This window comes from Mitsuaria sp. BK041, from assembly GCF_014193085.1.
In the GTDB taxonomy this organism is placed as follows: domain Bacteria; phylum Pseudomonadota; class Gammaproteobacteria; order Burkholderiales; family Burkholderiaceae_C; genus Roseateles.
This window is the reverse complement of record NZ_JACHYT010000001.1, coordinates 2,018,359-2,044,657: the sequence shown is the minus strand read 5'-3', so window position 1 is coordinate 2,044,657 and position 26,299 is coordinate 2,018,359. Positions and strand designations below refer to the sequence as shown.

Below are 26,299 nucleotides of genomic sequence, written 5' to 3'. Positions count from 1 at the left end.
GTCGCGCGAAGGGCGCGGAAGTCGGAGGAAGGCTGGCGGCACGGGCTGCCGGCGTCCGGATGCGGGTTCGGTTGCTGCCTGCGGAAGCGTCCTGGGGGACAGGGGGTCAGCCGCGCCCGGCCGGCGCGGTCGGCGCGGGCGCCTCGGCGCGGCGGGGTTCGCTGTAACCGCCGCCCAGCGCGCGCATCAGGTTGATCTGCGCGTCGACGGTCAGCGCTTGCAGGTCGATGCGGCCGCGCTGCTGCAGCAGCTGGTTCTGCTGCGCGGTCAGCAGCGCCAAGCGACCGGTCAGGCCGGCGCGATGGCGTTGCTCGGCCAGCGCGGCCTGGCTGTCGGCGTTGGCCACCAGCGCGTCCTGCTGCGCGCCCTGCAGGCGCAGGGAATCCAGCGTCGTGACCTGGTCGCTGGCGTCGCGCACCGCGTCCAGCACGGCGGCGTTGTAGCTGGCGATGGCGGCGTCCTGCTCGGCAGCGCTGCCGCGCAGGTTGGCGCGCAGCCGGCCGCTGTCGAACAGCGGCAGGTGCAGCGCCGGGCCGGCGCCGTACTGGCGGCTGCCGCTCTTGAAGAGATCGTCCAGCCCGATCGAGTTCAGGCCGACGAAGGCCGTGAGGCTGACGCTCGGATAGAACTGCGCGCGTGCGACGCGGATGTCCTGGGCGGTGGCCTCGACCCGGGCGCGCGCGGCGGCCAGGTCCGGGCGGCGGCCCAGCAGGTCCAGGTGGGGCGCCTGGCGCCAGTCCAGCGCAGCCGGCAGCGCCGCATCCAGCGACGCGGTGGCCGTCGGCCCCTGCCCCGTCAACGCGGCGATCTGGTGACGCAGCAGCGCCTGCTGCTCGCGCAGCACGACCTGCTGGCGCTGGATGTCGGGCAGCGGCGCTTCGGCCAAGCGCAGGTCCTGGCCGTTGTCCAGCCCGGCGGCGCTGCGCTGGCGCACCAGGTCCAGGCTCTGGTCGCGCAAGGCCTTCTGCTGCTCCAGCAGGCGGCCTTGCGCCTGGCTGCGGGCCAGCGCGACATAGGCCTTGGCGACGGCGTTGGACACGCTCAGCCGCGCGGCGGCCGCGTCGGCCTGGGCGGCGCGCTGCTGGCCCAGCGCCGCCTGCAGCGCGGCATCGTGCTTGCCGAAGAAGTCGAATTCGTAGCTCAGGCCGGCCTGGATGTTGGCCAGCGTCCGCACGCTGCCCGCCAGCGGCGGCGGGTAGATGCCGTGCTCGCTGAAGCGCTGGCGCGTCGCGTCGGCCTCGAGCTCCGCCGCCGGCCGCCGGGCCGCCTCGGCGTTCTCGGTCAGCGCCGCGGCACGGGCGATGCGGGCCCGCGCCAGCGCCAGCGTCGGCGAATTCGCGATCGCCTGGTCGACCAGCGCGTCCAGCTGCGGATCGCGGAAGGCCTTCCACCATTGCGCGTCGAGCGCCTCGGCCGGGCCGGCCTCGAGGCCCAGGCGCGCGGCGGCCTCGTCGCCGTCGATCGGCCGGCCCGGCTCGGCCAGCTTGGGGATGGGCGCGCAGGCGGCGAGCACCATCAGCAGCGCCGCGCCCATGGCCAGCGCCAGCGTCGTGCGATGAAGGGATCGGGAGGTCATCGGGGGTTCCTCGGGACTGTTGTTCTTGTGAAGGGGGAGAGAGCAGCGGGAGATCGTCATCGACAAGTGCGGGTCAATCGTCCTTGTCCAGGATCGAGGTCTCGGAGCTCAGGCCCGCGTCGCGGATCGCATGGCCGTTGGCGACGACGCGCTGCAGCAGGCCGATCAGCGTGCGGAACTCGTGGTCGGTGAAGCCGGCCAGGTGATCGTTGAACACCTTGGACAGCACGCCCGGCGCGGCCGCCATCGCGTTCACGCCGACCTCGGTCAGCGACACCATCACCACGCGCCGGTCCTCGACCGAGCGCTCGCGGCGCACCAGGTTCTTCGCCTCGAGCCGGTCCAGCAGGCGGGTCATCGCGCCGCCGTCCATCGCCAGTTCACGCGCGAGCGCCGCGCTGGACATCGGGCCGTTGAAGCGCAGGCGCAGCATCGGCGCCCACTGGGCGTGGGTCAGGTCGTGCTGGCCCAGCATCTTGTCGGCCTGCAGCACCATCGACTGCTTGATCTGGCGCAGCAGCCAGCCCAGGCTGGGCTCGGAGGTGAAGCTGTCGGCGCTGTAGAAATCGGCGGGAGGCGGCAAGTTGGGGCTCATGGCTGGGCTTTCTGACTTCGGCTTTCCGGGAGGCAGGCTGCGGAAAGACTTGATGACAATTATTGCTTAGGCAATGATTGCCTCGCCAATCACTGCCTGGGATGGGCTTTCTGCGGGTGGGGACTTTTCCGCCACACCGGCCCCCTAAACTGATTCGATGTCCGCCATGTCTCCCTCCTCGACGCGCCCGGGCGCCTCGACCACCCCTGCTTCGCCCCCCGGCACCGGCCCTTCGGCTGAGGCTCAGGCAAACGCCGTGCGCAGCCCGCCCCCCTTGCGGGCGATGGCGCCGGCGCTGTGGCCCTTCCTGCGGCCGTATCGGGGGCGGATCGCCGCGGCGATCGTCTTCCTGGTGATGGCGGCGGCGGCGACGCTGGTCTTCCCGATCGCGCTGCGCCAGCTGATCGACCAGGGCCTGGTCGCCGCCGACCCGGGCGAGCGGCTGATGGCGCTGCGGGAGCACTTCCTCTGGCTGTTCGCCACCGGCGCGGCGCTGGGCGTGTTCTCGGCGCTGCGCTTCTATGCGGTGAGCTGGCTGGGCGAACGCGTCAGCGCGGACCTGCGCACCGCCGTCTACAGCCATGTGCTGCGGCAGAGCCCCGAATTCTTCGAGACCACCCAGACCGGCGAGGTCATCAGCCGCATCACCACCGACACCACGGTGATCCAAAGCATCGTCGGCTCCAGCCTGTCGATGGGGCTGCGCAACCTGATCATGGGCGTGGGCGCGGTGGCGCTGCTGATCGCCAGCAACCCGTGGGTGATGACGCAGGTGCTGGGCATCCTGGTGCTGGTGGTGGCCCCGGCGATGTTCTTCGGGCGACGCGTGCGCCGCCTGTCGCGGGCGAGCCAGGACCGCGTCGCCGACACCAGCGCGATCGCGGCGGAGATGCTCAACGCGATCACCGTCGTGCAGTCGCACGCGCAGGAGACGCGGGAGGCGGCCCGGTTCGATGCCGCCAGCGAGGCCGCCTTCGACACCGCCCGCAAGCGCACCCGGGTGCGCTCCTTCCTGGTCGCCTTCATCATCACCGCCACCTTCGGCGCGCTGCTGTGGGGCCTGTACCAGGGCACGCAGGCGGTGATGGCCGGCCGGATCAGCGCGGGGCACCTCGGGCAGACGGTGGTCTACGTGATCCTGCTGGTGTCGTCGGTGGCGGTGCTGGCCGAGGTCTGGGGCGACCTGCTGCGCGCCGCGGGCGCGACGGAGCGGCTGATGGAGCTGCTCGCCGCGCAGTCGCCGGTGGCGGATCCGGCCGCGCCGGTGGCGCTGCCCGCGTCGACCGGCCCGGCGCGCGTCGCCTTCGAGCAGGTGCGTTTCCACTACCCGTCGCGGCCGGACCGCGCCGCGCTGGACGACTTCAGCCTGCGCATCGAACCCGGCGAGACCGTCGCGCTGGTCGGCCCGAGCGGCGCCGGCAAGAGCACCGTGCTGCAGCTGCTGCAGCGATTCTTCGACGTCCAGTCGGGGGCGCTGCTGCTGGACGGCGTGCCGGTGGACCGGCTGCGGCTGGCGGAGCTGCGCGCGCGCATGGCGCTGGTGCCGCAGCAGAGCGTGATCTTCTCGGCCAGCGCGCTGGACAACATCCGCTATGGCCGTCCGGACGCGAGCCGCGAGGCGGTCATCGCCGCGGCGCGGGCCGCGCATGCCGACGAGTTCATCCGCCAGTTGCCCCAGGGCTACGACAGCTTCCTCGGCGAGCGCGGCGTGCGCCTGTCCGGCGGCCAGCGCCAGCGCATCGCGATCGCGCGGGCGATGCTGCAGGACGCGCCGCTGCTGCTGCTCGACGAAGCCACCAGCGCGCTGGACGCCGAAAGCGAGCGACTGGTCCAGCAGGCGCTGGACGAGGCGATGCGCGACCGCACGACGCTGGTGATCGCGCACCGGCTGGCGACGGTGCAGCGCGCCGACCGCATCGTGGTGATGGACCACGGCCGCATCGCCGAGCAAGGCACGCATGCCGAGCTGGTGGCACGCGGCGGGCTGTATGCGCGCCTGGCGGCGCTGCAGTTCAATGCCTGACGCCCGGCGGGGCTCCCGGGCTTCTCTAGAATCGCGCCCCATGACCGCAGACACCACCGCCGCACGCCCGGTGCGCAGCCAGTACGAAGACTTCATGCGCCACGTGTACGAGCACGGCGTCGCCAAGGGCGACCGCACGGGCACGGGCACGCGCAGCGTCTTCGGGCATCAGATGCGCTTCGACCTGAACGAGGGGTTCCCGCTCGTGACGACGAAGAAGGTGCACCTGAAGTCGATCATCCTGGAGCTGCTGTGGTTCCTGCGCGGCGACTCCAACGTCAAGTGGTTGCAGGAGCGCGGCTGCACGATCTGGGACGAGTGGGCGCGCGAGGACGGGGACCTCGGGCCGGTCTACGGCGTGCAGTGGCGCAGCTGGCCCAAGGCGGGCGGCGGCCATGTGGACCAGATCGCCGAGGTGGTGAAGCAGCTCAAGACCAACCCGGATTCGCGCCGGATCATCGTCTCGGCCTGGAACGTGGCGGAGCTGGACCAGATGGCGCTGATGCCGTGCCACGCCTTCTTCCAGTTCTACGTGGCCGACGGCAGGCTGTCCTGCCAGCTGTACCAGCGCAGCGCCGACATCTTCCTGGGGGTGCCCTTCAACATCGCCAGCTACGCGCTGCTGACGCAGATGCTGGCGCAGCAATGCGGGCTGGGCCTGGGTGACTTCATCTGGACCGGCGGCGACTGCCACATCTACGCGAATCACTTCGAGCAGGTGCGGACGCAGCTGGAGCGCGCGCCCTTCCCCTACCCGACGATGCACATCAAGCGCCAGCCGGCCTCGATCTTCGATTACGAGTTCGACGACTTCGAGCTGCGCGACTACCAGCACCACGCGGCGATCAAGGCGCCGGTGGCGGTGTGACACCCAGGGCGCGCTCCCGGTCGACCTGATGCGGTCGGCGAACTCGCGATCAAGCGCGAACTCAAGGCGTGGGGAATGGGCGCCATGCGGATCGACAACCGATTCGCATGGCAAGCGGGCGCCCGGCGATCGCCGGGCCATTGCTCATCAATACGAGTAGCTCACATACACCGCCCCCACCGGCGAGGTCGCGCGGCGCGTCAGGGGGCTCTTGCGCGCGTCGCCGAGCAGGCGCTGCGCGCCGACCATGCCGGTGATGCGCCAGTCCGATGAGAGCTTGTGCTGCCAGCTCAAGCCGCCTTCGGCCATGTGGGCGCCGGCCTTGGGCATGAACACCGCATAACCCGAGCGCGCCGACTGCGCGGCGGTCACGCCGTGATAGGTCTGCATGTACTTCTTGTCCGCCGCGTTGGCCGACACCGACAGCACCACCGTGTTCCTGCCGCCCGACAGCACCGTGGCCGCCGCGCCGAGGCTGTAGAGCGCGCCGTTGGTCCGCGCCGTGATCGGCTGCTCGGTGGCGATCTGCAGTTCGAGCCAATCAGTCACCGCATAGCCCAGCGTCAGGTGCGCCGTGGCGCTGCCCTTCACCTCGCCCATGCCGCGCAGGTACTTGCTGCCGCTGTTGCCGCCCAGTCCCTTGGTCTCCTTCTCTTCGCGCTTGCCGCGGTAGCCCAGCGCCGCGCTGTAGCTCAGGCCGCCGGTCGATCCCGCATAACCCAGGCCACGCTGCGTGCTCAGGAAGAAGCCGCTGGCATGCGCGTACTCCACCCCCAGCAACGGCGCGACGAGATGCTCGTCCGAACCGGCATAGCGCGTGGCGACGGCCACGCCGCCCTGGACGACGATGGTGGACGTCGGCGTGGATGCGGGCGCGGTCTGCGCCTGGGCCGCAACGCACAGCGGCAGCAGCAGGACGGCGGTGGCGAGGGGGGAAAACTTCATGGTTGTGGTCATGTCGATCATGGGAAAGAGGACCGCCGCTCGAGCGCTCGAGCGCTCGAGGACCGGCGGCCATGGGAAACGCTCACTCGTAGCGCTGAAAGGGGCGGCATTCGCCGGACAGGCGCATGCCGTGCTCGCGGCGATCGGTGACGCGGTAAGGGCCGTTGCACCATTCAGCCGCCGTGCGCTCGCAGGCGGCCCAGCCTTCCGGCCCGTCGCAGGTGACGACGAAGTCGCCGCGTCCATGCGCCGCCAGCAGCGGCTCGACGCTCGCGGCGCACGCGCTCAGCGCGCAGACGATCACGCAGGCCGGCGGCGCGCGCAGCTTGCGCCGCGGTCGGGCATGAGGCCCGCGCGCCGGCGGGTGGAGGTCGGATACGGCAGTCACTTCGTTGCTCCCTGAACTGCGCCAGACGGGGCCTGGAACGCGTCGGCAGTGTCAAAGCGGTCCATGAAGCCGACCTTTTCCACGCATGAAGAAAGCATGAAGCGCCGCGCGGCGCGGCGCGTGCCGGGCCGCGGTGCTGGTCCAATGGCCGGCATGAAGATGCAGCTCATCGGGGCCTCACGCGTGCGCGACTTCACGCGCGCCCTCACCCAACCCAGCCTGGTGCGGCGGCTGCTGATCGCGCAGATGCTGCTGCTGACGCTGCTGTGGTCGGCGGGCGCGGGCTACCTGCTGAGCCAGGGCGCCCGGCCGCTGCTCGACACCCGCAAGCTCTACGAGACCATCAATGCGATCGCCGACGAGCTGGCCGACGATCCCGACCGCCGCCAGCGCGTGCTCGACCGCGCCCACGAGGCGATCGTCGAGGACTACGACGCGATCAACGACCCGCTGCCGGGCTTCGTCGTCCAGCAGCACGGGCGCATCGTGTACCGCAGTCCGAAGGCGCCCGACTTCGTCCCCGAAGGGCCGCTGGACCGCCAGTTCCCGCTGCGCCTGGGCGACGTCGCCTACGTCGCCAAGACCATGCAGGCGCCCTCGGGGACGCGCACGACCATGTTCGCGCGCAACCAGGGGTGGAACGTCTTCATCACGATCTACTCCAAGGGCTTCTACCTGCTGCCCTTGCTGATCAGCCTGCCCATCCTCGTGGTGCCGGCCTGGCTGTCGATCCGGCTGGCGATGCGTCCCTGGAGCGCGGTGGCGCGCGAGATGGCCCGGCGCGGCCCGCAGGACCTGACCCCGCTCGCCTATCGCGAGGGCCATCGCGAACTGGCGGTGATGGTGGAGGCGATCAACGGCTGGATGCGACGCGTGTCCGACAGCAGCGAGCGCGAGCGCGTCTTCGTGGCCGACGCGGCGCACGAGCTGCGCACGCCCCTGGCGGCGATGCTGGTCAACGTCGAGGCGCTGCGCGCCGATGCGCGCGACGAGCGGGAGCGCCAGCTGATGGCCGGCGTGCTGAGCAGCGGCCATCGCGCGTCGCGCATGGTCAACCAGTTGCTCCGGTTGATGCGCAGCGAGGCGCCCGGCGCGGAGCGGCGCGAGCGCATCCGCCTCGACCGCCTGCTGCAGGACCGGCTGGCGGCCCTGTCGCCGCTGGCGTCGGCGCGCTCGGTCGAGCTGGAGCTGACCGCGGCGCCCGACCTGTGCGTCGAGGGCCAGCGCGGCGCGCTGGAGTCGCTGGTCGACAACCTGGTCGAGAACGCCGTCAAGTACGGACCGGCGGGCGGCACGGTGCGCGTCGGGCTCCGGCAGGCGGCCGGCGAGGCGCTCCTCACCGTGGCCGACGAGGGTCCGGGCATCCCGGCCGCGTTGCGGATGCGGGTGTTCGACCGCTTCTTCCGGGACCCCGCGCAGCGCGAGCCCGGCAGCGGCCTGGGACTGTCGATCGCCCGCGCGGTGGTGGAGGGCCTGGGCGGGCGCATCGCCCTGCACGACGCGCGGGGCGGCGGGCTGCTGGTGCGGGTCGCGCTGCCAATGCCCCGGGAAGCGCGCGGACCGCGCTGAGCCCGGCGCGCTCGGAACTTCCGCTTGTCCTACACGCGCGCGCACTCCTCTCCGGCAGAGACGCGTGCGAAGCCTGGGTACCGTTCACGGCAACGTTTCAGAGGGATGCCATGACCACCAACCCGCCGATCACCGCCGCCGACCGTCTGCTCAGCCGCCCCTTCGAGCGCCCGCTCGACCCCTCGCTTGATCGCGCCACCCCGGCGTCTCAAGCCGCACCTCGCGCCGACGAGGTCGAGCGGCAATGCTCCGCGCGGCGCCTCAGCGACGCGGCGCTGGACGCGATTGCCGAGCTGGCCGTGCTGACCGACAACACCGACGAAGCCACCCTCGAATCGGCCTGCCGCCAGGCCATCGCGCAGGATCCCTGCCACGTCGAGTCCTTCGCCCGGCTGACCACGCTGCTGAGCCGCCAGGGCCGCCATGACGAGGCGCTCGAGCTCATCGACCAGGCGGTCGGCTGGTGTGGCGACATCGCCGCGCTGTACCACTTCGCCGGGTGCGTGCTCGAGAGCGCGGGCCGCCTGCCGCAAGCGATCGCCTCGTTCGAGCAGGCCCTGGACCTCAACCCGGCGCTGGCCGAATCGCATTACCGCCTCGGCGCGCTGTGCGAGCGGCTCGGCGAGCCACGCGCGTCGGCGGCGCACTTCCGCGTCTATCGCCGCCTGGTCGACGAGAACCGCTCGAACCAACGCCTGAGCTGAAGGCGGGGCGAGATCGGTGCTGAGTCAAGCGCGCGGAGCGGGACTAGCGCCGCAGTCAGCGCCCTGCGCGAGCAGGCCGCCCGTTAGCATCCGCGCATGACCGCTTCCGCCCCATTGCCCGCCGCGGGCCCGCTGCACATCGGCATCGTCGGCTGTTCCGCCGAAGGCGCCGCCCTCTGTTACCGCACGATCTGCGCCGAAGGCGCGGAGCTGCTCGGCCCGCACGCGCACCCCGAGCTCAGCCTGCACACGCCCTCGCTGCACCGCTATGTCGAGGCGCTGGATCGCGGTGACCGCGAGGCGGTCGCGGCGCTGATGCTCGACTCCGCGCATCGTCTGCAGGCCGCCGGCGCGCAGCTGCTCATCTGCCCGGACAACACCATCCACCAGGCCTTCGACCTGGTCGAGCCGCGCTCGCCGCTGCCCTGGCTGCACATCGCGCGCGTCGTCGCGGACGAGGCGCGCCAGCGCGGTTTCCGCCGCGTGGGCGTGCTGGGCACGCAGTGGCTGGTGCGCAGCGAGGTCTATCCCGAAGCGCTGGCCGCCGCCGGCATCGAGGCGATCCGGCCCAGCGACGCGTGGCGCGACGAACTCGGCGCGCGGATCATGGACGAGCTGGTCCCGGGCCGCGTGCAGCCGGGCACCGTCGAGCGCTTCCAGCGCGCGATCGATGCGCTGCGCGAGCGCGGCTGCGACGCCGTCGTGCTGGGCTGCACCGAGATCCCGCTGATCATCGACGACGCCAACGCGTCGCTGCCCACGCTCGATTCGACGCGCCTGCTGGCGCGCGCCGCCTTGCGGCGGGCCGTCGCTCAATAGCGCTCGGGCACGAACATCTGCGGCGGCACCGGCTGGCGCGCGTAGTCGTCATGCCGTTCGCGCTCGGGCAGGCGGACCTCGGCGCGCTCCACCTCGTGGTACGGGAAGTGGTCCAGCAGGTGCTGGATGCAGTTGAGCCGCGCGCGTTTCTTGTCGTCCGCGGCCACCACCCACCAGGGTGCCTCGGGGATGTGGGTGCGTTCCAGCATCACCTCCTTGGCGCGGGTGTAGTCCTCCCAGCGCCGGCGCGACTCCAGGTCCATCGGCGAGAGCTTCCACTGCTTGAGCGGATCGTGGATGCGGCCCAGGAAGCGCAGGTGCTGCTCCTCGTCGCTGATGGAGAACCAGTACTTGATCAGCGTGATGCCGGAGCGCACCAGCATGCGCTCGAACTCGGGCACCGAGCGAAAGAACTCCTCGACGTCGGCCTCCGAGCAGAAACCCATCACCCGCTCCACGCCGGCGCGGTTGTACCAGCTGCGGTCGAACAGCACGATCTCCCCCGCCGCCGGCAGGTGCGGCACGTAGCGCTGGAAGTACCACTGCGTGCGCTCGCGGTCATTGGGCGCCGGCAGCGCGACGACGCGGCACACGCGCGGATTCAGGCGCTGGGTGATGCGCTTGATCGCGCCGCCCTTGCCCGCCGCGTCGCGGCCTTCGAAAAGGATCACGACCTTCTGGCGGGTGTGCTGCACCCAGTCCTGCAGCTTCACCAGCTCGCGCTGCAGCCGGAACAGCTGCCGAAAGTAGGCGATGCGCTCGCTATGCGCGCTGTCGCCGTCGCCCTCGTCGAGCGCGCGCAGCGCCTCGTCCACGTGGCGGTCCTCGATCTCGAGTTCCAGTTCCTCGTCGTAGCCGTCCTGCAGGTCGCGGCGGATGCGCTCGACAAGCGCGTCGTGATCGGAGGCTGGGCTCATGGTGCGGCAAGGGGCGGAGCTGGGGACCGGCCATCATTCGCGGCGCGGGTGACGGCTTCGTGACGGACCGGAGCGCGCCCGCCTTCACCGCCTTCACCGCCTCCACCGGCCCCATGCCGCGAAGCCGCAAGACCTACCTTCGTACAGGTCTTGCAGACGAGGGTCGGATGGGCGCGCGCCGCAGCGTTTGATGTGATCGCCTCCGCATTCACAGCCTCATGCGGAGACCTGATGTTCAAGAAATCCCTTCCTCCCGCCGTCACCGACGCGGCCTCCACCCCGGCCCTGCCGGGCGCGTCGACCCAGTCGACCCCGACGCCGGACGCGTCCGCGACCGCCGCCCGCGACGCGGCGGGCCGGCGGCGCTTCCTCGCCACGTCCGCTGCCGCCGGCGCGACCGGCCTGGGCCTGCTGTCCGCGGCCGGTGCCGCGCGCGCCGCCGGTGCCGCCCCGACCGGCGCCGTCACCTTCTCCGGCGGCGACACCACCGCCCTCACCACCGCCGTCCCGATCGGCGACTTCTCCGTCCGGCGCTTCCGCATCGACATCCCCGATGCCGCGCTGGCCGACCTGCGCCGCCGCGTCGCCGACACCCGCTGGCCCGACCCGGAGCTGGTGCCCGATGGCTCGCAGGGCATCCAGCTCGCGCGGCTGCGCGCGCTGTGCGACTACTGGAGCCGCAGCTACGACTGGCGCCAGGTGGAGCGCCGCCTCAATGCCCTGCCCCAGTTCATCACGCAGATCGACGGCCTGGACATCCATTTCCTCCACATCCGCTCCAAGCACGCCAACGCGCTGCCGCTGGTCATCACCCATGGCTGGCCGGGCTCGATCCTGGAGATGCTCAAGACCATCGGCCCGCTGACCGACCCGACCGCGCACGGCGGCCGGGCCGAGGACGCCTTCCACCTCGTCATCCCGTCCATCCCCGGCTACGGCTTCTCCGGCAAGCCGCGCGAACTGGGCTGGGGCCCGGAGCGCGTCGGCCGCGCCTGGGACGTGCTGATGAAGCGCCTGGGCTACACCCGCTACGTCTCACAGGGCGGCGACCACGGCTCGGTGATCTCCGATGCGATGGCGCGGCTCAAGCTCGACGGCCTGCTCGGCATCCACGTCAACATGCCGCCCACGGTGCCGCCCGAACTGGTCAAGCCCATCAACGCCGGCGATCCGCCGCCGCCGGGGCTCTCCGACGCCGAGCGCACCGCCTACCTGACGCTGAGCCGCTTCTTCGGCCGCAACGCCGCCTACGGCGCGCTGATGGTCACCCGGCCGCAGACCATCGGTTATGCGCTGTGCGACTCGCCGGCGGCGCTGGCCGGCTTCATGGTCGAGAAGATCATCGAGTGGACCGACAGCGGCGGCGAGCCCGAGCGCGTCCTGACCAAGGACGAGATCCTGGACGACGTCAGCCTCTACTGGTTGACCAACACCGGCGCCTCGGCCTCGCGCTTCTACTGGGAGAACAACAACAACAATTTCAGCGCCGCGCACCAGCGCACCACGGAGATCACGATCCCGGTCGCCGTCACCGTCTTCCCGGGCGAGATCTACCGCGCGCCGCGCTCGTGGACCGAGCGCGCCTATCCGTCGCTGGCCTACTTCAACGAAGTGGACAAGGGCGGCCACTTCGCGGCCTGGGAACAGCCCGAGCTCTTCGCCCGGGAACTGCGCGCCGCCTTCCGCCGGCTGCGCTGAACGTCGAGCGCTGAGCGCTGAGCGTCCGGGCGGCGACGGGCGACGTGCGACGGGCGGCGACAAGTGGTGAAAGGCGGAGCCGGGCTCTGCGCCCAAGGCACCTCGCCGCCCGTAAACTCGCGATCCCGGCCCGCCTCGCCTTCGCGACGCGGGCCGCCTCCCCGACGTTTCCGCCCCGCTTCGCCGCCGTTCCCCATGCCCCATCTCACCCTCATCGCCGCGCTCGATCGCGCGCGCGGCATCGGCCGCGACAACGGCCTGCTGGTCCGCCTGCCCGAGGACATGGCGCGCTTCAAGGCGCTGACGCTGGGCCACACGGTGATCATGGGCCGCAAGACCTGGGACTCCATCCCCGCCAGGTTCCGCCCGCTGGTGCAGCGGCGCAACCTGGTGCTGTCGCGCCAGCCGGGACTGCGGCTCGAGGGCGCCGAGGTCTTCGCCACGCTGGACGCGGCGCTCGATGCCTGCGGCGCCGACGAGGCCGTCTTCGTCATGGGCGGCGCGCAGGTCTATGCGCTCAGCCTGCCGCGCGCCGACGCGCTGGAGCTGACCGAGATCGACGCCCGCTTCGACGCCGACGCCTTCTTCCCCGCCGTCGACCCGCAGGTCTTCGCGCCGGTCTCGCGCGAGCGCCATCACAGCCCCGCCGACCGCGGCCACGACTGGGACTACGACTTCGTCCGCTACGAGCGCCGCCGCTGAGCGAGCGCCCCGGCCCTCGACCGCAGGCCGGTCGCGACCGAGGCCCGACCGCCTTCCCGCCCCCTTTCCCTCTTCCGACTTCACGCCCCCCACTCCCATGTCCGGCAATCACTTCCACGTCCACGGCCCGCACGACCACGAGCTCGAACACGCCGCGCACCATGAACCCAAGGGCCTGGCCGGCCAGCTGGCCGTGATCACCGCGGTGCTGGCGACGCTGGGCGCCTTCTTCTCCTACATGGGCGGCGCCACGCAGGCCAATGCGGGGCTCTTCAAGAACAACGCCGCGATCACCAAGACCGAGGCCGCCAACCGCTGGAACTACTTCCAGGCCAAGAGCAGCAAGCAGAACCTGGCCGAGTTCGCGTTGGACCTGACCGCCAGCGAAGAGCAGAAAGCCAAGTACCGCGAGAAGATCGCCCGCTACGAGACCGAGAAGAACGAGATCAAGGCGCAGGCCGAGAAGCTCGAGGCCGAGTCCACCGAATGGGACCGCCGCAGCGACGACCAGTTGCACCTCCATCACCGCTGGGCGCAGGCAACGACCGCGCTGCAGGTGGGCATCGCGCTGGCCGCGATCGCGCTGCTGACCAAGCGGCGCTGGATGGAGTACGCGACGCTGGGCGCCGGCGCGATCGGCATCGGCCTGGGCATCGCGGCCTGGCTGCACGTCTGAGCGCCGCGGCCCGGCACGACGACGCGCCGCCCGGCCCCTCAAGTTCTGCCGCGGGCGGCCGATAGCGAAGGGATCACCGTCGCCGCCACCAGAGCGACGGGACACCGCCGCCAGGGAGGCGCTTCGCATGAACTTCATCGCCTCGGCGGGCCCCGGCCTGCTGGACCGGCTCGCCGCCAGCCGCGCGGCCGCCTCGTTCCGCCCCGCGGGCGTGTCCTCGCGCGCCGCCGACGCGGCCTCCCCGGCGGCTTCAACCACGGGCACGCGCGTGACGCTGGACGCCGCGACCACCGATGCCGCCGTGTATGCGCGGCCCTCGGCGCCCGGCGCCGGACCGCGGCGCGTCTGGGCCAAGGCCGGTGACGACGGCCTGAGCGAGCTGATGTCGCGCAACAGCGGCAAGGAAGCCCGCACGCTGTCCGACCGCTGGCGCGGACTCGGCGGCGCGCTGCTCAAGCAGTTGGCCGACACCGGCGAGCGCTACCGCCAGACGCTGGCGGACGTCGTGCCGGCGCTCCCGGACGCCGGCGCGACCGATCCGGCCGCGAGCGCCGCAAACGCAGAAGGCGCCGGAAGCGCCGACCCCGCCGCCGCGGCCGCCGCCCTGCAGCAGCAGGCGCTCTCCGGCGTCGCGACCAACGCCACGACGGTGAGCCTGAAGGTGCAGACCCGTTCCGGACAGAGCGTCGAACTCAAGATCGGCGTGAACAGCGGCGAATCGGGCGGCACGCGCGGCCTGCAGGTCGAGGTCTCGAGCTCCGGGCCGCTGAGCGGCGCCGAGCGTGACGCGCTCGCCATGCTGTCCGACGGCCTGGACCGCGCCCTGGAGGGCCTGGGCGACGGCGTGCCGGCGCTGGACCTGTCCGGCCTGACGGGCTTCGACGCCAACGGCGTGCTGACCGGCCTGGCCCTGCGCATCGACCATCCCGACGCCTCGGCCGACCGGCCCGGCCAGTTGCGTTCGTTCTCGCTGCAACTGGGCGCCGAGAAGAAATCGCTGGCGCTGCGCACCACCAGCGGCGAGATGGCGCTCGAGGTGGATGCCGCCGCCACGTCCCGCACGTCCGCCGGCACGCCGGCGAGCGGTAGGCGCTGGTCGGCCATCGACCAGTTGCTCCAGCAGGTCGATGTCGCGGCCGAACGCAGCCACGCGGACGCGGCGATGACGAAATCCTTCAAGGACGCCTTCCGGCAGTTGCAGGCTCCGCCCGCGGATCCAGACGAGACGCGACGCGCCGATGACGGCCGGCGTCCCGATGCCGGCGAGCGGCGTGAGGGTCCGCAGGGCGCGGCCTCGTTGCTGGCGGTCCGCCACGCGGCGAGTGCCGGGAATGCAGGCGGCGCCGGCACTGCCGCCAAGACCACGACCGCCGTGATTGGCGGCGCCGTGGACGCCCTCGACCCCGGCGCGATGGCACCGATGAGCGACGGGCTGCGCGCGCAGACGCAGGCGCTGCGGAGCGGCCTGGCGGACTTCCAGGCCAGCTTCAGCGCCGATTCGCAGCGGACCAGCCGCATCGGCAGCGTCCAGGAGGCCGGCCATGCCGAGTACCGGATCGGCCAGACGACCAGCGAGCGGCCCAACGCGGCGACCGGCGGCCGCTCGATCACGCAGACACAGACCGAGACGCTGAGCGCCAGCTTCCAGAAGTCGCGCACCTACACGCTGGACCGCGCCGGCGGCAACTACGACGCCACCACCGTCGAGGACAGCAAGACCGTCACCACGCTGATCGACACGACGCGCGACTCGATCGCGCGCGCGATGCGCAAGACCGACGAGCAGCGGCGCAAGACCTTCACCGAGGTGGAGAACCACCGCGCCGCCTCGCACCAGGAATGGCCGGATCGGCGCAGCGTCGTGGAGCGCCTGCGGTAAGCGGCCGCGCGTGGCGTTGATCCAAGGCGTCGCGATCGCCGTATATCGACGCGGAACAACGAAGGGACGCTTCCCGTGGGGGGGTACCTGAAGGCGCCCAGACACCACGCCGCCGCCATGCCTGCCAAGCCGTCATCGCCATGAAGGGCGCCGTGCGCTCGCTGCTGCGCGAGCGCCTCGCCCCCTGAGCCATCGGGTCGGATCGGGCCGGATCGCCCTGTCCATCGGCAATGTGGGGCGACGCACCCAGCGTAACGGTCCGCCTCATCGTTGATCCATGACGGCGCGGTCGCCGTAAGACGGTCGCGTCCCCGGGCCGGTCGCGCCGACCAGGTCCGCCACAAGGTCAACCCAGGAGATCCCCATGCTGCGTCTCTTCAAATGGCTGCTCGCGGCCGCGACGGTGTCGACGATGCTCACCGCCTGCGGCGGCGACGACGACGATCCCGCGCCGATGCCGACCCTCGCCCAGGCCGCCCAGAACGGCGGCTTCACCGCGCTCACGGCGGCCGCCACGAAAGCGGGGCTGGCGTCGACGCTCGCGGACGGCTCGGTGTCCCTGACGGTCTTCGCGCCGACCAACGAGGCGTTCACGACACTGGCGACGCAGCTGGGCTTCGCCAGCGCCGATGCGATGGTCACCGCCCTGCCCGCATCGACGCTGGCCAGCATCCTCCAGTACCACGTGCTGGGGACGCGCAAGGCCGCCGCGGACCTGGCCGCGGGCGGCGCCACGCAGGCGACGCTGTACAAGTTCAACGGCAACGCCACGACGCTCAGCCTGAGCTTCACCGGCGGCGTCACCATCCAGGATGCGGCCCTCACCACCGCCCGTGTGACGACTGCCGACGTGATGGCCAGCAACGGCGTCATCCATGCGGTCGACAAGGTGCTCGTGCCTCCGGGGCTGCTGAACATCGTCCAGATGGCGCAGGTGAACCCGACCTTCGACACGCTCGTCGCCGCGGTGGTCAAGGCGAACCTGCAGGGGACGCTCAGCGGCGCCGGCCCCTTCACCGTCTTCGCGCCGACCCATGACGCCTTCGCGGCCATCGCCTCGACGGTGAACGGACTGAGCACGCAGCAGCTCACCAACGTGCTGACCTATCACGTGCTGGGCAGCGAGGTGCTGTCGGCCAACATTCCCTTCGGCACGCCGGTCACCACGGTGCTGGGCCAGTCCCTCGTGATCAACGCCGGCACGCCGCCCACCATCACCGACTCCAGCGCGACGCCGGCCAGGATCGTCGCGGTCGACGTGCGGGCCAGCAACGGCGTGATTCACGTCGTCGACAAGGTGCTGATCCCCAACCCGCTGTGATGCGGCAGCGCGCGGCGCGCCGCGATGGAAGGGGCGCCGCCATGCAGGCAGGCAGTGCATCGAGGAGGCGGCTGATGATCGGCCTCGTCCAGTTCTGCCTGTTCCAGGCCGCCTGGTTCGCGTGCGTGCTCGGCGCGGCGCATGGTCAGGTCGCGGCGGGCGTGATGGCGGTGGCCGCGGTCGTGCTGCTGCACCTGGCCGTGAGTCCCGCCCGCGCCGCGGATCTGGCGCTGATGGTACTGGCCATGCTGATGGGCCTCGCGTGGGACAGCGCGATGGTCCGGCAAGGCTGGGTGCAGTACGCATCGCCCGGCCCGCTGCCCCAGTTGGCGCCGATCTGGATCCTGGCGCTCTGGGCGCTGTTCGCGACCTTGCTCCGCGGGCCGCTCGCGTGGCTGCACGGGCGGCCGCTGCTGGCGGCGGTACTCGGCGCCATCGGGGGACCGCTGTCCTATCTGGCCGCCGTGCGCCTGGGTGCCGGCAGCTTTCCTGACCCGGCGGTCGCACTGGCCGTGCTGGGCGCGGGTTGGGCGGTCATGACCCCGGCGCTGATCGAATCGGCCCGGCGCCTGGGCAGGCGGCACCCGCCGGCACCCACCGGGCCCACCTGAGCCTCTCCAGTTGGCGTCTGCAGGGCGATGGCGCGTCGGCGCCGAAGGACTGGGTACGATGCGGCGTTGCCTGCCTCATCACCTACGAGCACCATGAAATTCGCCACCTGGAACGTCAACTCCCTGGCCGTGCGCCTGCCGCAGCTGCTCGACTGGCTGGCCGCCAATCCGGTCGATGCGCTCGTGCTGCAGGAGACCAAGCTCACCGACGACAAGTTCCCGACCCTGGAGATCGGCGAGGCCGGCTACCAGGTCCAGTGGTTCGGGCAGAAGACCTACAACGGCGTGGCGCTGCTGTCCCGCGAGCCCGCCCGGGACGTCGTCAAGAACATCACCGGCTATGCCGACGAACAGGCGCGGCTGATCGCCGGCACCGTCGGCGACGTGCGCGTGATCGGCGCCTACTTCCCCAACGGGCAGGCGCTGGACAGCGACAAGTTCGTCTACAAGATGGCCTGGCTGGACGGCCTGCGCGCCTGGCTCGCCAGTGAACTCCAGCAGCACAAGCAACTCGTGCTGATGGGCGACTTCAACATCGCGCCGGAAGACCGCGACTGCTACGACCCCGCCGCCTTCGTCGGCCAGACGCACACCTCGCCGCAGGAGCGCGCGCACTTCCAGGCCTTGCTCGACCTGGGCCTCACCGACGCCTACCGGCTGTTCGAGCAGCCGCCCAAGAGCTACAGCTGGTGGGATTACCGCATGCTCGGCTTCCAGAAGAACAAGGGCCTGCGCATCGACCACATCCTCGTCAGCGAGGCGCTCAAGCCCCGCGTCACCGCCTGCACGATCGACCGTCAGATGCGCAAGCTGCCCAAGCCCAGCGACCACGCACCGGTGATCGTCACGCTCGACTGACGGCCGGCGCGCCGGCACTCCTTCACGGCGCGCCAACCCTCTCCAGGGTCAACCCGCAATGGCTTGATCTTGCTCAAGTGACGCCCTGACCAACTCATCGATGCTGTGTCTTGATCCAAGTCAAGACTTACCGTACAGGGAACGCATCGATGAGAACGAATCTGCCGGTCACGCAACGGGAATTCCCGTTCCCCGAGGGCCGCGCGCTGGTGTCCACCACCGACCTGAAGGGCCGGATCCTGCACTGCAACGACGTGTTCGTCGCGGTCAGCGGCTTCAGCCGCGAGGAGCTGATCGGCCGGCCGCACAACCTGATCCGCCATCCCGACATGCCGGCCGAGGCCTTCCGCGACCTCTGGGCGACGGTGCAAGCCGGACGGCCCTGGTCGGGCCTGGTGAAGAACCGCCGCAAGGATGGCGACCATTACTGGGTGATGGCCAACGTGACGCCGCTGCTGCGCGACGGCCAGCCGGCGGGCTACCTGTCGGTGCGCAGCCAGCCCACGCGCGAACAGGTGCGCGCGGCCGAGACGCTGTATGCGCGGATGAACGCCGAAGGCCAGCCGGGTCGGTCGGGTCGGAGCGAACTCGCGCTGCACCACGGCCGTCTTCGCGCGCCGCTCTGGCGGCGGCTCGCGGTCGGGGTCGTCTCGGCGCTGCGCGTGGGCCAGCGACGCGCCGCCCTGCGCGCAAGCCTGCGGGTGGCGGAGCGCCTCGCGGCCGGCGACCTGGGCGCACCACGCCCTCATGCCACCGAGGCGGCCGCGCCGCCGGGACTGCTGGATCGCGCGCTGACGCAACTGCGGGTGAACCTGCGCGCGCTGGTGTCGGACACGCAGCATGAACTCGGCGAGATGCGGGCGGTGTCGGACGCGATCGCGCAAGGCAACCATGACCTCGCCCGGCGCACCGAAGCCCAGGCGTCCAGCCTGGAGCAGACCGCCGCGAGCATGCGCCAGATCACCGACGAGGTGCGCGGCAACCGCGACGCGGCCCACCGGGCGCGCGAGGTCGCCGCGGAGCTCGGCCAGGCGGCGCGGCGCAGCGACGGCAACGTGCGCTCGGTCAACGACACGATGACCGCGATCGCCGAGGCCTCGGCCCGCATCGGCGAGATCACGCAGTTGATCGAGGGCATCGCCTTCCAGACCAACATCCTGGCGTTGAACGCGGCGGTCGAGGCCGCGCGGGCCGGCGAGCATGGCAAGGGCTTCGCGGTGGTGGCGTCGGAGGTTCGCGCGCTGGCGCAGCGCAGCACGGTGGCGGCGCGAGAGATCAAGCAGCTGATCGCCGCCTCCGGCGAGAAGGTCGAGGCGGGCACGCGCCAGACCGGCGAGGCGCGCCGCAGCATGGCGGACACGCTCTCGGCGGTGGAGCGCTTCGGCGGCGTCATCGAGGACATCGAGCGCAGCGCGCAGGCGCAGCTCGACGACATCTCGCAGGTGACCGACGCCGTGCGTCAGCTCGAGCAGATCACACAGCAGAACGTGGCGATGGTCGAGGACCTGGCGCGGTCCTCGGATCGGCTGCGCGGCCAGGCCGGCGAGGTGGCGGCGGCGCTCGATCTGTTCCAGATGGGACGCTGAGCCGCGCGAGCGTTCAGGGCGCTCGGGGCGCTCTGGGCGTTGCTCGGGTTTGGAGCGCTCGGAGCGTTCAGGCGCTCATGGCGAGTCCCCATCGAGTTCGTCCGGATCGACTTCGCCCCGCATCAGCGCCGCACATTCGTCGAGCAGCGCATGCAGACGCTGCACGCGCTCGTCGCCCAGGCGCTCGTTGAGCGAGAGCTGCGCGCGTTTCCAGGTCGCCTTCATCTGTTTGCGGCGCGCGTGGCCCTCCTCGGTCGCCTGCAGTTGGCGGCTGCGCGCGTCAGGCCCGGGCAGGGTCTCCACCAGTCCCATCGCGAGCAGGGGCTGGATGTTGCGCGACAGCGTCGACAGATCCAGGTCCATGCGGCGCGCGAGTTCGCTCGGCTGGATCGGACCGAGCACCACGATGTGCGACAGCAGCGCGTACTGCGTGGTCTTCAGGCCGGTCTCGGCGAAATGGGCCTCGCAGTGGTTGGAGACCAGCCGCGTCACCTGGCGAAGCTTGAAATTGGTACAGCCCTTGGGCGAGATGGGCTCCGCCTGGGCGGTGCTCGCCGTGGCGGACGTCTTCGTGGCGGTGACGGACGGGTTCATGGGTCCCCTCACGTGGAAGCCTGCGGCTGTCGCAGGGATGCTTGACAGCAGAAGATTGTAGCTGCAACCATTGCAGCCACAAGTTTCCGGATGGTCTTCATTCACCCGACAGGAATGCACGATGAGCGCAGCTTTGACTCCCTCGCACGACGAAGCGCTGGCCCAGTGGCTGGACGAAGAAAAGGCGGTCCGCGCGATGCTGCGGCCCGAGCATGGCGTGGCCACGATGGCGGAGATCGCCGGCCTGAACGGCCTGCAGCAGATGCAGGCGATGCTCGACGGCAAGCTGCCGCCGCCGCCGATCGCGCAGACCCTCGATTTCACGCTGCTGCGCGTGACCAAGGGCGAGGTGATCTTCCAGGGCTCGCCCAAGTTCCGGCACTACAACCCGATGGGCACGGTGCACGGCGGCTGGTATGCGACGCTGCTGGATTCGGCGCTGGGCTGCGCGGTGCACACGACGCTGGATCCCGGCCGCGGCTATACGACGCTGGAGCTCAAGATCAACCTGGTGCGGGCGCTCAACGAGCGCGTGCCGGTCGTGCGCGCCATCGGCCGCGTGCGGCATGTCGGCCGCCAGATGGCGACGGCGGAGGCGGACCTGATCGGCCATGACGGCAAGCTGTATGCGCATGGGAGCACGACTTGCTTGATCTTCGATCCGCAGCCGCGCTGAACCGCCGAGCCCATCTAGGTCCTCACACTCTCACGCCCCCACGACATTTCTTTCACCCTCTCCCCGCTTGCGGGGAGAGGGAGGGGTGAGGGGGCGTCGAAGTACGACAGTGGTGTCGTGCGATGCCCCCTCACCCTAACCCTCTCCCCCTCGCGGGGGAGAGGGGACAGACAACTCAAGCGCGCAGCGCGCTCGCTTCCTTGGCCAGCTGGGTGATGCGTGCCCAGTCGCCCGCCTTCACCGCGTCGGCCGGGGTGAGCCAGGAACCGCCGCAGACCTTGACGTTCGGCAGCGCCAGGAAATCGGGCGCCGTCTGCACCGTGATGCCGCCGGTGGGGCAGAACGCCACATCGGGGAATGGGCCGGCCAGCGCCTTCAGCAGGCCGACGCCGCCCACCGCGGTCGCAGGGAACAGCTTCAGGAACTTGTAGCCGGCGTCGCTGGCCATCATCACCTCGCTGGCCGTCGACACGCCCGGCAGCAGGGGCAGGAAATGCGCGTCGCAGGCGCTCGCCACGTCCTGCGTGAAGCCGGGGCTGACCGCGAAGCAGGCACCGGCCTGCTTGGCCGCCACCGCGTCCGCCGAGGTCCGCAGCGTGCCCGCGCCCACCAGCGCCTGCGGCACCTCGCGCGCGATCGCGGCGATCGCCTCCAGCGCCACCGGCGTGCGCAGCGTCACCTCCAGCACCTTCACGCCGCCGGCGACCAGCGCGCGCGCCAGCGGCACCGCGTCCTCGACGCGGTCGATGACGATGACCGGGATCACCGGACCGTGTTCGGCCAGGCTCAGGGTGTCCTTGATGGAACTCATGGGGTTCTCCTCGTAATCGAATCCGAATCCGGCGAGGCGTCGATCCTCCGGCCTCACAGCCAGGTGACCGCGCCTTCCTCCGCCGACGTCACATTGCGCCGCATGCCGGCGAACAGCTCGCGGCCCAGTCCGGCGCCGTTCTCCACCACCGCGTCCGCGGTGATCTGCGCCAGCTCGCGCCGATCCCACTCCGCCGCCGGCACCAGCGCCGTCAGCTCGCCGCTGTTGGCGCACACCCGCACCAGGTCGCCGTCGCGCAGCTTGGCCAGCGGTCCGCCCGAGAGCGCCTCCGGACTCACATGGATCGCCGCCGGCACCTTGCCCGACGCGCCGCTCATGCGCCCGTCGGTCACCAGCGCCACCTTGAAGCCCTTGCCCTGCAGCACCGCCAGCGGCGGCGTCAGCTTGTGCAGCTCCGGCATGCCGTTGGCTTGCGGCCCCTGGAAGCGCACGACGACCACGACGTCGCGCTCCAGCTCGCCGGCCTTGAACGCGGCCTGCATCGCCTCCTGGCTGTCGAAGATGCGCGCCGGCGCCTCCACCGTGTGCCGATCCTCGGGCACCGCCGACACCTTGATCACCGCGCGACCCAGATTGCCCGCCAGCAGCTTCAGCCCGCCGGTCGGCGAGAACGGCGCGGCGGCGGTGCGCACCACCGCCTCGTCGCCGCTCCGGGCCGGCAGGTCGCTCCAGCTCACCGACCCATCTTCGGCGCGGCGCGGCAACCGCGCGAAGGCGTTCAAATCCTGCCCCGCCACCGAGGTCAGCACGTCCCCGTGCATCAGCCCGGCGCCGATCAGCTCCTTGATCACGAAGCCCGGGCCGCCCGCGGCCTGGAACTGGTTCACGTCGGCGCTGCCGTTCGGATACACGCGCGCCAGCAGCGGCACGACCGACGACAACTCGGAGAAATCGCTCCAGTCGATCAGGATGCCCGCCGAGCGCGCCACCGCGATCCAGTGGATCAGGTGGTTGGTCGAGCCGCCCGTCGCCAGCAGCGCCGCCATCGCGTTGACGATGCTGCGCTCGTCCACCATGCGGCCGATCGGCGTGTAGTCGCGCTGCGGAATGATCTTCAGCGCCTGGCGCACGGCCTCGCGGGTCAGCGCCTCGCGCAGCCCGTCATGCGGATGCACGAACGCCGCGCCCGGCACATGCAGGCCCATCGCCTCGAGCAGCATCTGGTTGCTGTTGGCCGTGCCGTAGAAGGTGCAGGTGCCGGCGCCGTGATAGGCCTGGGACTCGGCCTGCAGCAGCTCGTCGCGGCCGACCTTGCCCTGCGCGTAGAGCTCGCGGACCTTGGCCTTGTCGTTGTTGGACAGCCCGGAGCTCATCGGCCCGGCCGGCACGAACACGCAGGGCAGATGGCCGAAGTGCAGCGCGCCGATCAGCAGGCCCGGCACGATCTTGTCGCAGATGCCCAGCAGCAGCGCGGCATCGAAGACATCGTGGGACAGCGCCACCGCCGTGCCCATCGCGATCGTGTCCCGCGAGAACAGGCTGAGCTCCATGCCCGGCGTGCCCTGCGTGACGCCGTCGCACATCGCCGGCACGCCGCCGGCGACCTGCGCCGTCGCGCCCTGACGATGCACCTCGTCGCGGATGATCGCGGGGTAGTTCTCATAGGGCTGATGGGCCGACAGCATGTCGTTGTAGGCCGTGACGATGCCCAGATGCGGCGCCTTCTCGGCGACGATGCGCAGCTTGTCGTTGGCCGGCATCGCGGCCACCGCATGGGCGACGTTCGCGCAACCGAGGCGCTGCACGCCGCGCTGGCGGCCCGCCATGCGCTCGATCAGGTCCAGATAGCGCTCGCGCGAAGCGGCGCTGCGCGCCTTGATGCGCGCGGTGACGTCCAGAAGCGTCTTGTTCATGCCGACTGCCGATGTAACTCGGCCAGGGTTAGATTGGTAACCATATTACACGCCGACGGGGTCCCACGGCCCTCCGCAAGCGCTTTCCCAGGTACAAGAGAGTTACGAAAACGCTCACCCACTGCGCGGCAGTCCACGTTCCCGAAGCGCGCCCGCCGCACGACGCCTTCCGCGCTCCGCTCTCCGCGCTCCGCGCTCCGCCTCCGTTCTACGCCCTGCCCTGCGCCCACCGCTTCGTTGCAGTCAGCCCTGCTGCCGGGACGGGAGGGCGTGGGGTTTTGGCGCTGGCCGCCAAGGCCCCATGCCCTCGCGGCCAACGCACCGCCGGTTGCAGTGGGAGTGCCCCCCTATGGCAGCATTCCCCCATGATTCACGACCCTTTGGCCGAAGCCCGGCTCGAAGACCTTCCTGCCCACAGTCAAGCGCTGCTGCAAGTGGCGGAGCGTCAATGGGACCGCGAGCACGGCCTGATGATGTTCGCCTATGGCTCGCTGATGTGGAACCCTGGTTTCGAGCCCGCGCAGACGCTGGTGGCCAAGGTGCAGGGTTATCACCGCGCGCTGCGCCTGCGTTCGCTGGTGAACCGGGGCAGCGCGGAGCAGCCGGGGCTGGTGATGACGTTGTTGTCGGGTGGCAGTTGCCGGGGTTTGCTTTACCGCGTGGCGCCGCAGGACAGCGAGGCCACGCTGCATCGTCTGTGGTTGCGGGAGATGGTGGTCGGCACCTACGTGCCGCGGTGGCTGGACTGCCATTGCGCCGATGGCCTGGGCACGCGCAAGGCGCTGGCCTTCACGCTGTCGCGGCGCAGTCCGGGCTGGGTGGGTGACCTCGCCGACGACCGATTGCTGCACATCCTGCGCCACGCGCGCGGGCGCTATGGCACGACCTTGGATTACCTGACGCGCGCCGTGACCTGCCTACGGGAGCACGGCATCCACGACCGCGCGCTGGAGCGCCAACTGGCGCTGGCTCGCGCGCACGGGTTGTGAAGCGACCGGCCGCGTCGGCTTGAGCCGCGGCTCGACATCGCGAGCCGGCAGGTCTCAGCCGGAGCCGGCCTTGGCCCGTTTCAGCCGCCGAAGCTGCGCATGCCCAGGTCGCTCGGGCGCGGCATCGACGGATCCACCTTGAGCCGCTGCAGGTCCTCGACGGTATCGACGTCGATCAGCACGCCCGGATCGTCGACGTCCACGGCCTGCGCCGGATAACGCGCCAGCAGGCGGCGCGCGCCCTCATCGCCCTGCAGGCTGGTGAGTTCGGAGAAGAGTTCGGCGTTGAAGCCCACCGGATGCCCCCGGCGCCCGCGGTGCTGGGCATAGGCGATCGGATCGCGCTCGATCGCGTCGGCCACCGCGGCCAGCGTGCCGGGTCGCACCATCGGCATGTCGGCCGGCAGGATCAGCCAGCCCGGCGCGTCCCCGGTCGCGGCGACACCCGCCGCGATCGAATGGCCCATGCCCAGCGGCGCCGGACGTCCCAGGCGGTCCTGGTCGGGCAGCACCAGCATGTCGCGCGAGGCCACATGGCGTCGGACCAGAGGCGCCAACGCGGTCGAGGTCACCACGAGCATCGGCAGGCCGGAAGCCATCGTCTGGCGCAGCGTCAGCGCCAGCACGGTGTCCCCGTTCAAGACCTGTTCCAGCTTGTGGCCCTCGCCGCGAAAGCGCTGGCCGCGCCCTGCCGCGAGCACGACGACGGCGGGTCGTCGCTGATTCATGCAAACTTCCTTCTGGTTTGGTCCCGAGTCCCCCCGGCCGCCGCTCTCTGGCACGGCTCCATGCCGGGAAGCATGCCTGCCGGAAGATGGGGCTCGCACCCGGAGTTTCACGAGTGGGAGCTTTACTTAAGGATTCGCCCGATACTCCAAAGGATGGACAAACTCTCCGACCTTCGAAAGAGCTACGAGCGTGACGAGCTCGACGAGCAGCTGGCCTCGCCCGAACCGCTGCGCCAGTTCCGCGAATGGCTCCAGCAGGCGCTGGACGCCGGCGTCCCCGAACCCAATGCGATGACCCTGGCCACGGTGGGCCCGGACGGCCGGCCGTCCACCCGGATCGTGCTCATCAAGGACATCGAGGAGCGCGGGCTGGTCTGGTACACCAACTACGACAGCCGCAAGGGTCGCGAGCTGGCGGCGCATCCGTTCGCGGCGCTGCAGTTCCATTGGGTCGAGATGGAGCGGGTGGTGCGCATCGAAGGACGGGTCGAGAAGGTCGATGCCGCGCAGTCGGATGCCTACTTCGCGTCGCGGCCGCTGGACTCGCGGCTGGGCGCCTGGGCGTCGCCGCAGAGCCAGGTGATCTCGTCGCGCGCGGTGCTGGTCGCCAACGCGGCGAAGGCCGCGGCTCAGCATGGGTTGAATCCGGCGCGACCGCCGCACTGGGGCGGGTACCGGCTGGTGCCCGAGCGCTGGGAGTTCTGGCAGGGGCGCAAGTCGCGGTTGCATGACCGGCTCGTGTATCGCCTCGAGGACGGCATCTGGGTCCGGGAGCGACTGGCGCCCTGATCCTCTACTTCCACGGCCGCTGGCCCTCACCCCTGCCCTCTCCCGCAAGCGGGAGAGGGAGTGCGCAACGATGGACCTCCTTCCATACAAGCGGGAGGGCGTG

At 71.0% G+C, this 26,299-nt stretch carries 25 protein-coding genes and 1 pseudogene; 17 read left to right on the top strand and 9 right to left on the bottom strand.

Features of this window, described 5'->3' with window-relative positions:
- Positions 1 to 106 precede the first annotated feature (106 nt).
- Positions 107 to 1,576, bottom strand: a complete 1,470-nt coding sequence (locus tag FHT38_RS08980) for an efflux transporter outer membrane subunit (RefSeq protein ID WP_183491363.1) — start codon at positions 1,574 to 1,576, stop codon at positions 107 to 109.
- 73 nt (positions 1,577 to 1,649) lie between these two features.
- Positions 1,650 to 2,171 (bottom strand): MarR family winged helix-turn-helix transcriptional regulator, encoded by a 522-nt coding sequence (locus FHT38_RS08975; protein WP_183491361.1) that lies wholly within the window; start codon positions 2,169 to 2,171, stop codon positions 1,650 to 1,652.
- A 166-nt stretch (positions 2,172 to 2,337) separates the two neighbouring features.
- Between FHT38_RS08975 and FHT38_RS08970 the strand changes: the two genes are divergently transcribed.
- Positions 2,338 to 4,194 (top strand): ABC transporter transmembrane domain-containing protein, encoded by a 1,857-nt coding sequence (locus tag FHT38_RS08970; protein ID WP_183491359.1) that lies wholly within the window; start codon positions 2,338 to 2,340, stop codon positions 4,192 to 4,194.
- A gap of 40 nt (positions 4,195 to 4,234) precedes the next feature.
- Positions 4,235 to 5,062 carry a thymidylate synthase gene (locus FHT38_RS08965; RefSeq protein ID WP_147241622.1) on the top strand — a complete coding sequence of 276 codons (828 nt, stop codon included), beginning with the start codon at positions 4,235 to 4,237 and terminating at the stop codon, positions 5,060 to 5,062.
- Positions 5,063 to 5,209: 147 nt separating this feature from the next.
- Here FHT38_RS08965 and FHT38_RS08960 read toward each other — a convergent pair whose 3' ends face one another.
- Complete coding sequence (locus FHT38_RS08960; RefSeq protein ID WP_183491357.1) at positions 5,210 to 6,007, bottom strand: MipA/OmpV family protein; 798 nt, start codon at positions 6,005 to 6,007, stop codon at positions 5,210 to 5,212.
- An 82-nt stretch (positions 6,008 to 6,089) separates the two neighbouring features.
- Complete coding sequence (locus tag FHT38_RS08955; RefSeq protein ID WP_183491355.1) at positions 6,090 to 6,395, bottom strand: hypothetical protein; 306 nt, start codon at positions 6,393 to 6,395, stop codon at positions 6,090 to 6,092.
- 63 nt (positions 6,396 to 6,458) lie between these two features.
- Between FHT38_RS08955 and FHT38_RS08950 the strand changes: the two genes are divergently transcribed.
- The 3 genes from FHT38_RS08950 to FHT38_RS08940 all read left to right on the top strand — a co-directional run bounded on the left by FHT38_RS08950 (position 6,459) and on the right by FHT38_RS08940 (position 9,487).
- Positions 6,459 to 7,964: a HAMP domain-containing sensor histidine kinase gene (locus tag FHT38_RS08950; protein ID WP_221213988.1), complete on the top strand. Its 1,506-nt coding sequence runs from the start codon at positions 6,459 to 6,461 to the stop codon at positions 7,962 to 7,964.
- 110 nt (positions 7,965 to 8,074) lie between these two features.
- Entirely contained in the window at positions 8,075 to 8,668 is a 594-nt protein-coding gene (locus FHT38_RS08945) for a tetratricopeptide repeat protein (RefSeq protein ID WP_091724410.1), read from the top strand.
- Positions 8,669 to 8,764: 96 nt separating this feature from the next.
- Positions 8,765 to 9,487, top strand: a complete 723-nt coding sequence (locus tag FHT38_RS08940) for an aspartate/glutamate racemase family protein (RefSeq protein WP_183491351.1) — start codon at positions 8,765 to 8,767, stop codon at positions 9,485 to 9,487.
- On the opposite strand, the gene ppk2 is transcribed toward FHT38_RS08940, so the two are convergent.
- Complete coding sequence (gene ppk2 / locus FHT38_RS08935) at positions 9,481 to 10,404, bottom strand: polyphosphate kinase 2 (protein ID WP_183491349.1); 924 nt, start codon at positions 10,402 to 10,404, stop codon at positions 9,481 to 9,483. The genes FHT38_RS08940 and ppk2 overlap by 7 nt on opposite strands.
- A 231-nt stretch (positions 10,405 to 10,635) precedes the next feature.
- Between ppk2 and FHT38_RS08930 the strand changes: the two genes are divergently transcribed.
- The 9 genes and pseudogenes from FHT38_RS08930 (at position 10,636) to FHT38_RS08895 (ending at position 19,735) form a co-directional block, all read left to right on the top strand.
- Positions 10,636 to 12,102: an epoxide hydrolase family protein gene (locus FHT38_RS08930; RefSeq protein ID WP_183491347.1), complete on the top strand. Its 1,467-nt coding sequence runs from the start codon at positions 10,636 to 10,638 to the stop codon at positions 12,100 to 12,102.
- 195 nt (positions 12,103 to 12,297) lie between these two features.
- Positions 12,298 to 12,804 carry a dihydrofolate reductase gene (locus FHT38_RS08925; protein WP_183491345.1) on the top strand — a complete coding sequence of 169 codons (507 nt, stop codon included), beginning with the start codon at positions 12,298 to 12,300 and terminating at the stop codon, positions 12,802 to 12,804.
- Positions 12,805 to 12,901: 97 nt separating this feature from the next.
- Complete coding sequence (locus FHT38_RS08920; RefSeq protein WP_183491343.1) at positions 12,902 to 13,480, top strand: DUF4337 domain-containing protein; 579 nt, start codon at positions 12,902 to 12,904, stop codon at positions 13,478 to 13,480.
- Positions 13,481 to 13,607: 127 nt separating this feature from the next.
- Positions 13,608 to 15,359 carry a hypothetical protein gene (locus FHT38_RS08915; protein ID WP_183491341.1) on the top strand — a complete coding sequence of 584 codons (1,752 nt, stop codon included), beginning with the start codon at positions 13,608 to 13,610 and terminating at the stop codon, positions 15,357 to 15,359.
- A 364-nt stretch (positions 15,360 to 15,723) separates the two neighbouring features.
- Positions 15,724 to 16,680: a fasciclin domain-containing protein gene (locus FHT38_RS08910; RefSeq protein WP_255488634.1), complete on the top strand. Its 957-nt coding sequence runs from the start codon at positions 15,724 to 15,726 to the stop codon at positions 16,678 to 16,680.
- 74 nt (positions 16,681 to 16,754) lie between these two features.
- Positions 16,755 to 17,291, top strand: a complete 537-nt coding sequence (locus FHT38_RS08905) for a DUF2878 domain-containing protein (protein WP_183491339.1) — start codon at positions 16,755 to 16,757, stop codon at positions 17,289 to 17,291.
- 93 nt (positions 17,292 to 17,384) lie between these two features.
- The gene (locus tag FHT38_RS08900) at positions 17,385 to 18,149 is read left to right on the top strand and encodes an exodeoxyribonuclease III (RefSeq protein WP_091724401.1); all 765 of its coding nucleotides are present in this window, start codon (positions 17,385 to 17,387) and stop codon (positions 18,147 to 18,149) included.
- 149 nt (positions 18,150 to 18,298) lie between these two features.
- Positions 18,299 to 18,580 (top strand): annotated as a pseudogene (locus tag FHT38_RS25735) (PAS domain-containing protein); the annotation flags it as partial.
- A gap of 3 nt (positions 18,581 to 18,583) precedes the next feature.
- Positions 18,584 to 19,735, top strand: coding sequence for a methyl-accepting chemotaxis protein (locus FHT38_RS08895; RefSeq protein WP_404935725.1), 1,152 nt, complete (start codon positions 18,584 to 18,586; stop codon positions 19,733 to 19,735).
- A gap of 75 nt (positions 19,736 to 19,810) precedes the next feature.
- Here FHT38_RS08895 and FHT38_RS08890 read toward each other — a convergent pair whose 3' ends face one another.
- On the bottom strand, positions 19,811 to 20,329 hold the full coding sequence (locus FHT38_RS08890; RefSeq protein WP_183491335.1) for a MarR family winged helix-turn-helix transcriptional regulator: 519 nt from the start codon (positions 20,327 to 20,329) through the stop codon (positions 19,811 to 19,813).
- A 121-nt stretch (positions 20,330 to 20,450) separates the two neighbouring features.
- On the opposite strand from FHT38_RS08890, the gene FHT38_RS08885 reads away from it, so the two are divergent.
- On the top strand, positions 20,451 to 21,005 hold the full coding sequence (locus FHT38_RS08885; protein ID WP_183491333.1) for a PaaI family thioesterase: 555 nt from the start codon (positions 20,451 to 20,453) through the stop codon (positions 21,003 to 21,005).
- Positions 21,006 to 21,180: 175 nt separating this feature from the next.
- Here the strand turns inward: FHT38_RS08885 and FHT38_RS08880 are convergent, their stop codons facing one another.
- Both FHT38_RS08880 and edd read right to left on the bottom strand, forming a co-directional pair.
- Entirely contained in the window at positions 21,181 to 21,816 is a 636-nt protein-coding gene (locus FHT38_RS08880; protein ID WP_183491331.1) for a bifunctional 4-hydroxy-2-oxoglutarate aldolase/2-dehydro-3-deoxy-phosphogluconate aldolase, read from the bottom strand.
- Between the two features lie 53 nt (positions 21,817 to 21,869).
- On the bottom strand, positions 21,870 to 23,690 hold the full coding sequence (gene edd / locus FHT38_RS08875; protein ID WP_183491329.1) for a phosphogluconate dehydratase: 1,821 nt from the start codon (positions 23,688 to 23,690) through the stop codon (positions 21,870 to 21,872).
- 365 nt (positions 23,691 to 24,055) lie between these two features.
- Between edd and FHT38_RS08870 the strand changes: the two genes are divergently transcribed.
- Positions 24,056 to 24,679, top strand: coding sequence for a gamma-glutamylcyclotransferase (locus FHT38_RS08870; RefSeq protein ID WP_183491327.1), 624 nt, complete (start codon positions 24,056 to 24,058; stop codon positions 24,677 to 24,679).
- 80 nt (positions 24,680 to 24,759) lie between these two features.
- Here the strand turns inward: FHT38_RS08870 and FHT38_RS08865 are convergent, their stop codons facing one another.
- Positions 24,760 to 25,407 (bottom strand): NTP transferase domain-containing protein, encoded by a 648-nt coding sequence (locus FHT38_RS08865; protein WP_091724394.1) that lies wholly within the window; start codon positions 25,405 to 25,407, stop codon positions 24,760 to 24,762.
- 153 nt (positions 25,408 to 25,560) lie between these two features.
- On the opposite strand from FHT38_RS08865, the gene pdxH reads away from it, so the two are divergent.
- On the top strand, positions 25,561 to 26,196 hold the full coding sequence (pdxH, locus tag FHT38_RS08860; protein ID WP_183491325.1) for a pyridoxamine 5'-phosphate oxidase: 636 nt from the start codon (positions 25,561 to 25,563) through the stop codon (positions 26,194 to 26,196).
- Positions 26,197 to 26,299 lie beyond the last annotated feature (103 nt).

Coding starts and splice junctions, on each gene's coding strand:
- FHT38_RS08885 (WP_183491333.1), top strand. CDS start 20,451: ATGAGCGCAGCTTTGACTCCCTCGCACGACGAAGCGCTGGCCCAGTGG.
- FHT38_RS08940 (WP_183491351.1), top strand. CDS start 8,765: ATGACCGCTTCCGCCCCATTGCCCGCCGCGGGCCCGCTGCACATCGGC.
- FHT38_RS08930 (WP_183491347.1), top strand. CDS start 10,636: ATGTTCAAGAAATCCCTTCCTCCCGCCGTCACCGACGCGGCCTCCACC.
- FHT38_RS08880 (WP_183491331.1), bottom strand. CDS start 21,816: ATGAGTTCCATCAAGGACACCCTGAGCCTGGCCGAACACGGTCCGGTG.
- FHT38_RS08950 (WP_221213988.1), top strand. CDS start 6,459: ATGAAGCCGACCTTTTCCACGCATGAAGAAAGCATGAAGCGCCGCGCG.
- FHT38_RS08895 (WP_404935725.1), top strand. CDS start 18,584: ATGGCCAACGTGACGCCGCTGCTGCGCGACGGCCAGCCGGCGGGCTAC.
- FHT38_RS08915 (WP_183491341.1), top strand. CDS start 13,608: ATGAACTTCATCGCCTCGGCGGGCCCCGGCCTGCTGGACCGGCTCGCC.
- FHT38_RS08920 (WP_183491343.1), top strand. CDS start 12,902: ATGTCCGGCAATCACTTCCACGTCCACGGCCCGCACGACCACGAGCTC.
- FHT38_RS08960 (WP_183491357.1), bottom strand. CDS start 6,007: ATGAAGTTTTCCCCCCTCGCCACCGCCGTCCTGCTGCTGCCGCTGTGC.
- FHT38_RS08910 (WP_255488634.1), top strand. CDS start 15,724: ATGCTGCGTCTCTTCAAATGGCTGCTCGCGGCCGCGACGGTGTCGACG.
- FHT38_RS08905 (WP_183491339.1), top strand. CDS start 16,755: ATGATCGGCCTCGTCCAGTTCTGCCTGTTCCAGGCCGCCTGGTTCGCG.
- edd (WP_183491329.1), bottom strand. CDS start 23,690: ATGAACAAGACGCTTCTGGACGTCACCGCGCGCATCAAGGCGCGCAGC.
- FHT38_RS08900 (WP_091724401.1), top strand. CDS start 17,385: ATGAAATTCGCCACCTGGAACGTCAACTCCCTGGCCGTGCGCCTGCCG.
- FHT38_RS08980 (WP_183491363.1), bottom strand. CDS start 1,576: ATGACCTCCCGATCCCTTCATCGCACGACGCTGGCGCTGGCCATGGGC.
- FHT38_RS08945 (WP_091724410.1), top strand. CDS start 8,075: ATGACCACCAACCCGCCGATCACCGCCGCCGACCGTCTGCTCAGCCGC.
- FHT38_RS08870 (WP_183491327.1), top strand. CDS start 24,056: ATGATTCACGACCCTTTGGCCGAAGCCCGGCTCGAAGACCTTCCTGCC.
- FHT38_RS08865 (WP_091724394.1), bottom strand. CDS start 25,407: ATGAATCAGCGACGACCCGCCGTCGTCGTGCTCGCGGCAGGGCGCGGC.
- FHT38_RS08975 (WP_183491361.1), bottom strand. CDS start 2,171: ATGAGCCCCAACTTGCCGCCTCCCGCCGATTTCTACAGCGCCGACAGC.
- FHT38_RS08970 (WP_183491359.1), top strand. CDS start 2,338: ATGTCTCCCTCCTCGACGCGCCCGGGCGCCTCGACCACCCCTGCTTCG.
- ppk2 (WP_183491349.1), bottom strand. CDS start 10,404: ATGAGCCCAGCCTCCGATCACGACGCGCTTGTCGAGCGCATCCGCCGC.
- FHT38_RS08925 (WP_183491345.1), top strand. CDS start 12,298: ATGCCCCATCTCACCCTCATCGCCGCGCTCGATCGCGCGCGCGGCATC.
- FHT38_RS08890 (WP_183491335.1), bottom strand. CDS start 20,329: ATGAACCCGTCCGTCACCGCCACGAAGACGTCCGCCACGGCGAGCACC.
- pdxH (WP_183491325.1), top strand. CDS start 25,561: ATGGACAAACTCTCCGACCTTCGAAAGAGCTACGAGCGTGACGAGCTC.
- FHT38_RS08965 (WP_147241622.1), top strand. CDS start 4,235: ATGACCGCAGACACCACCGCCGCACGCCCGGTGCGCAGCCAGTACGAA.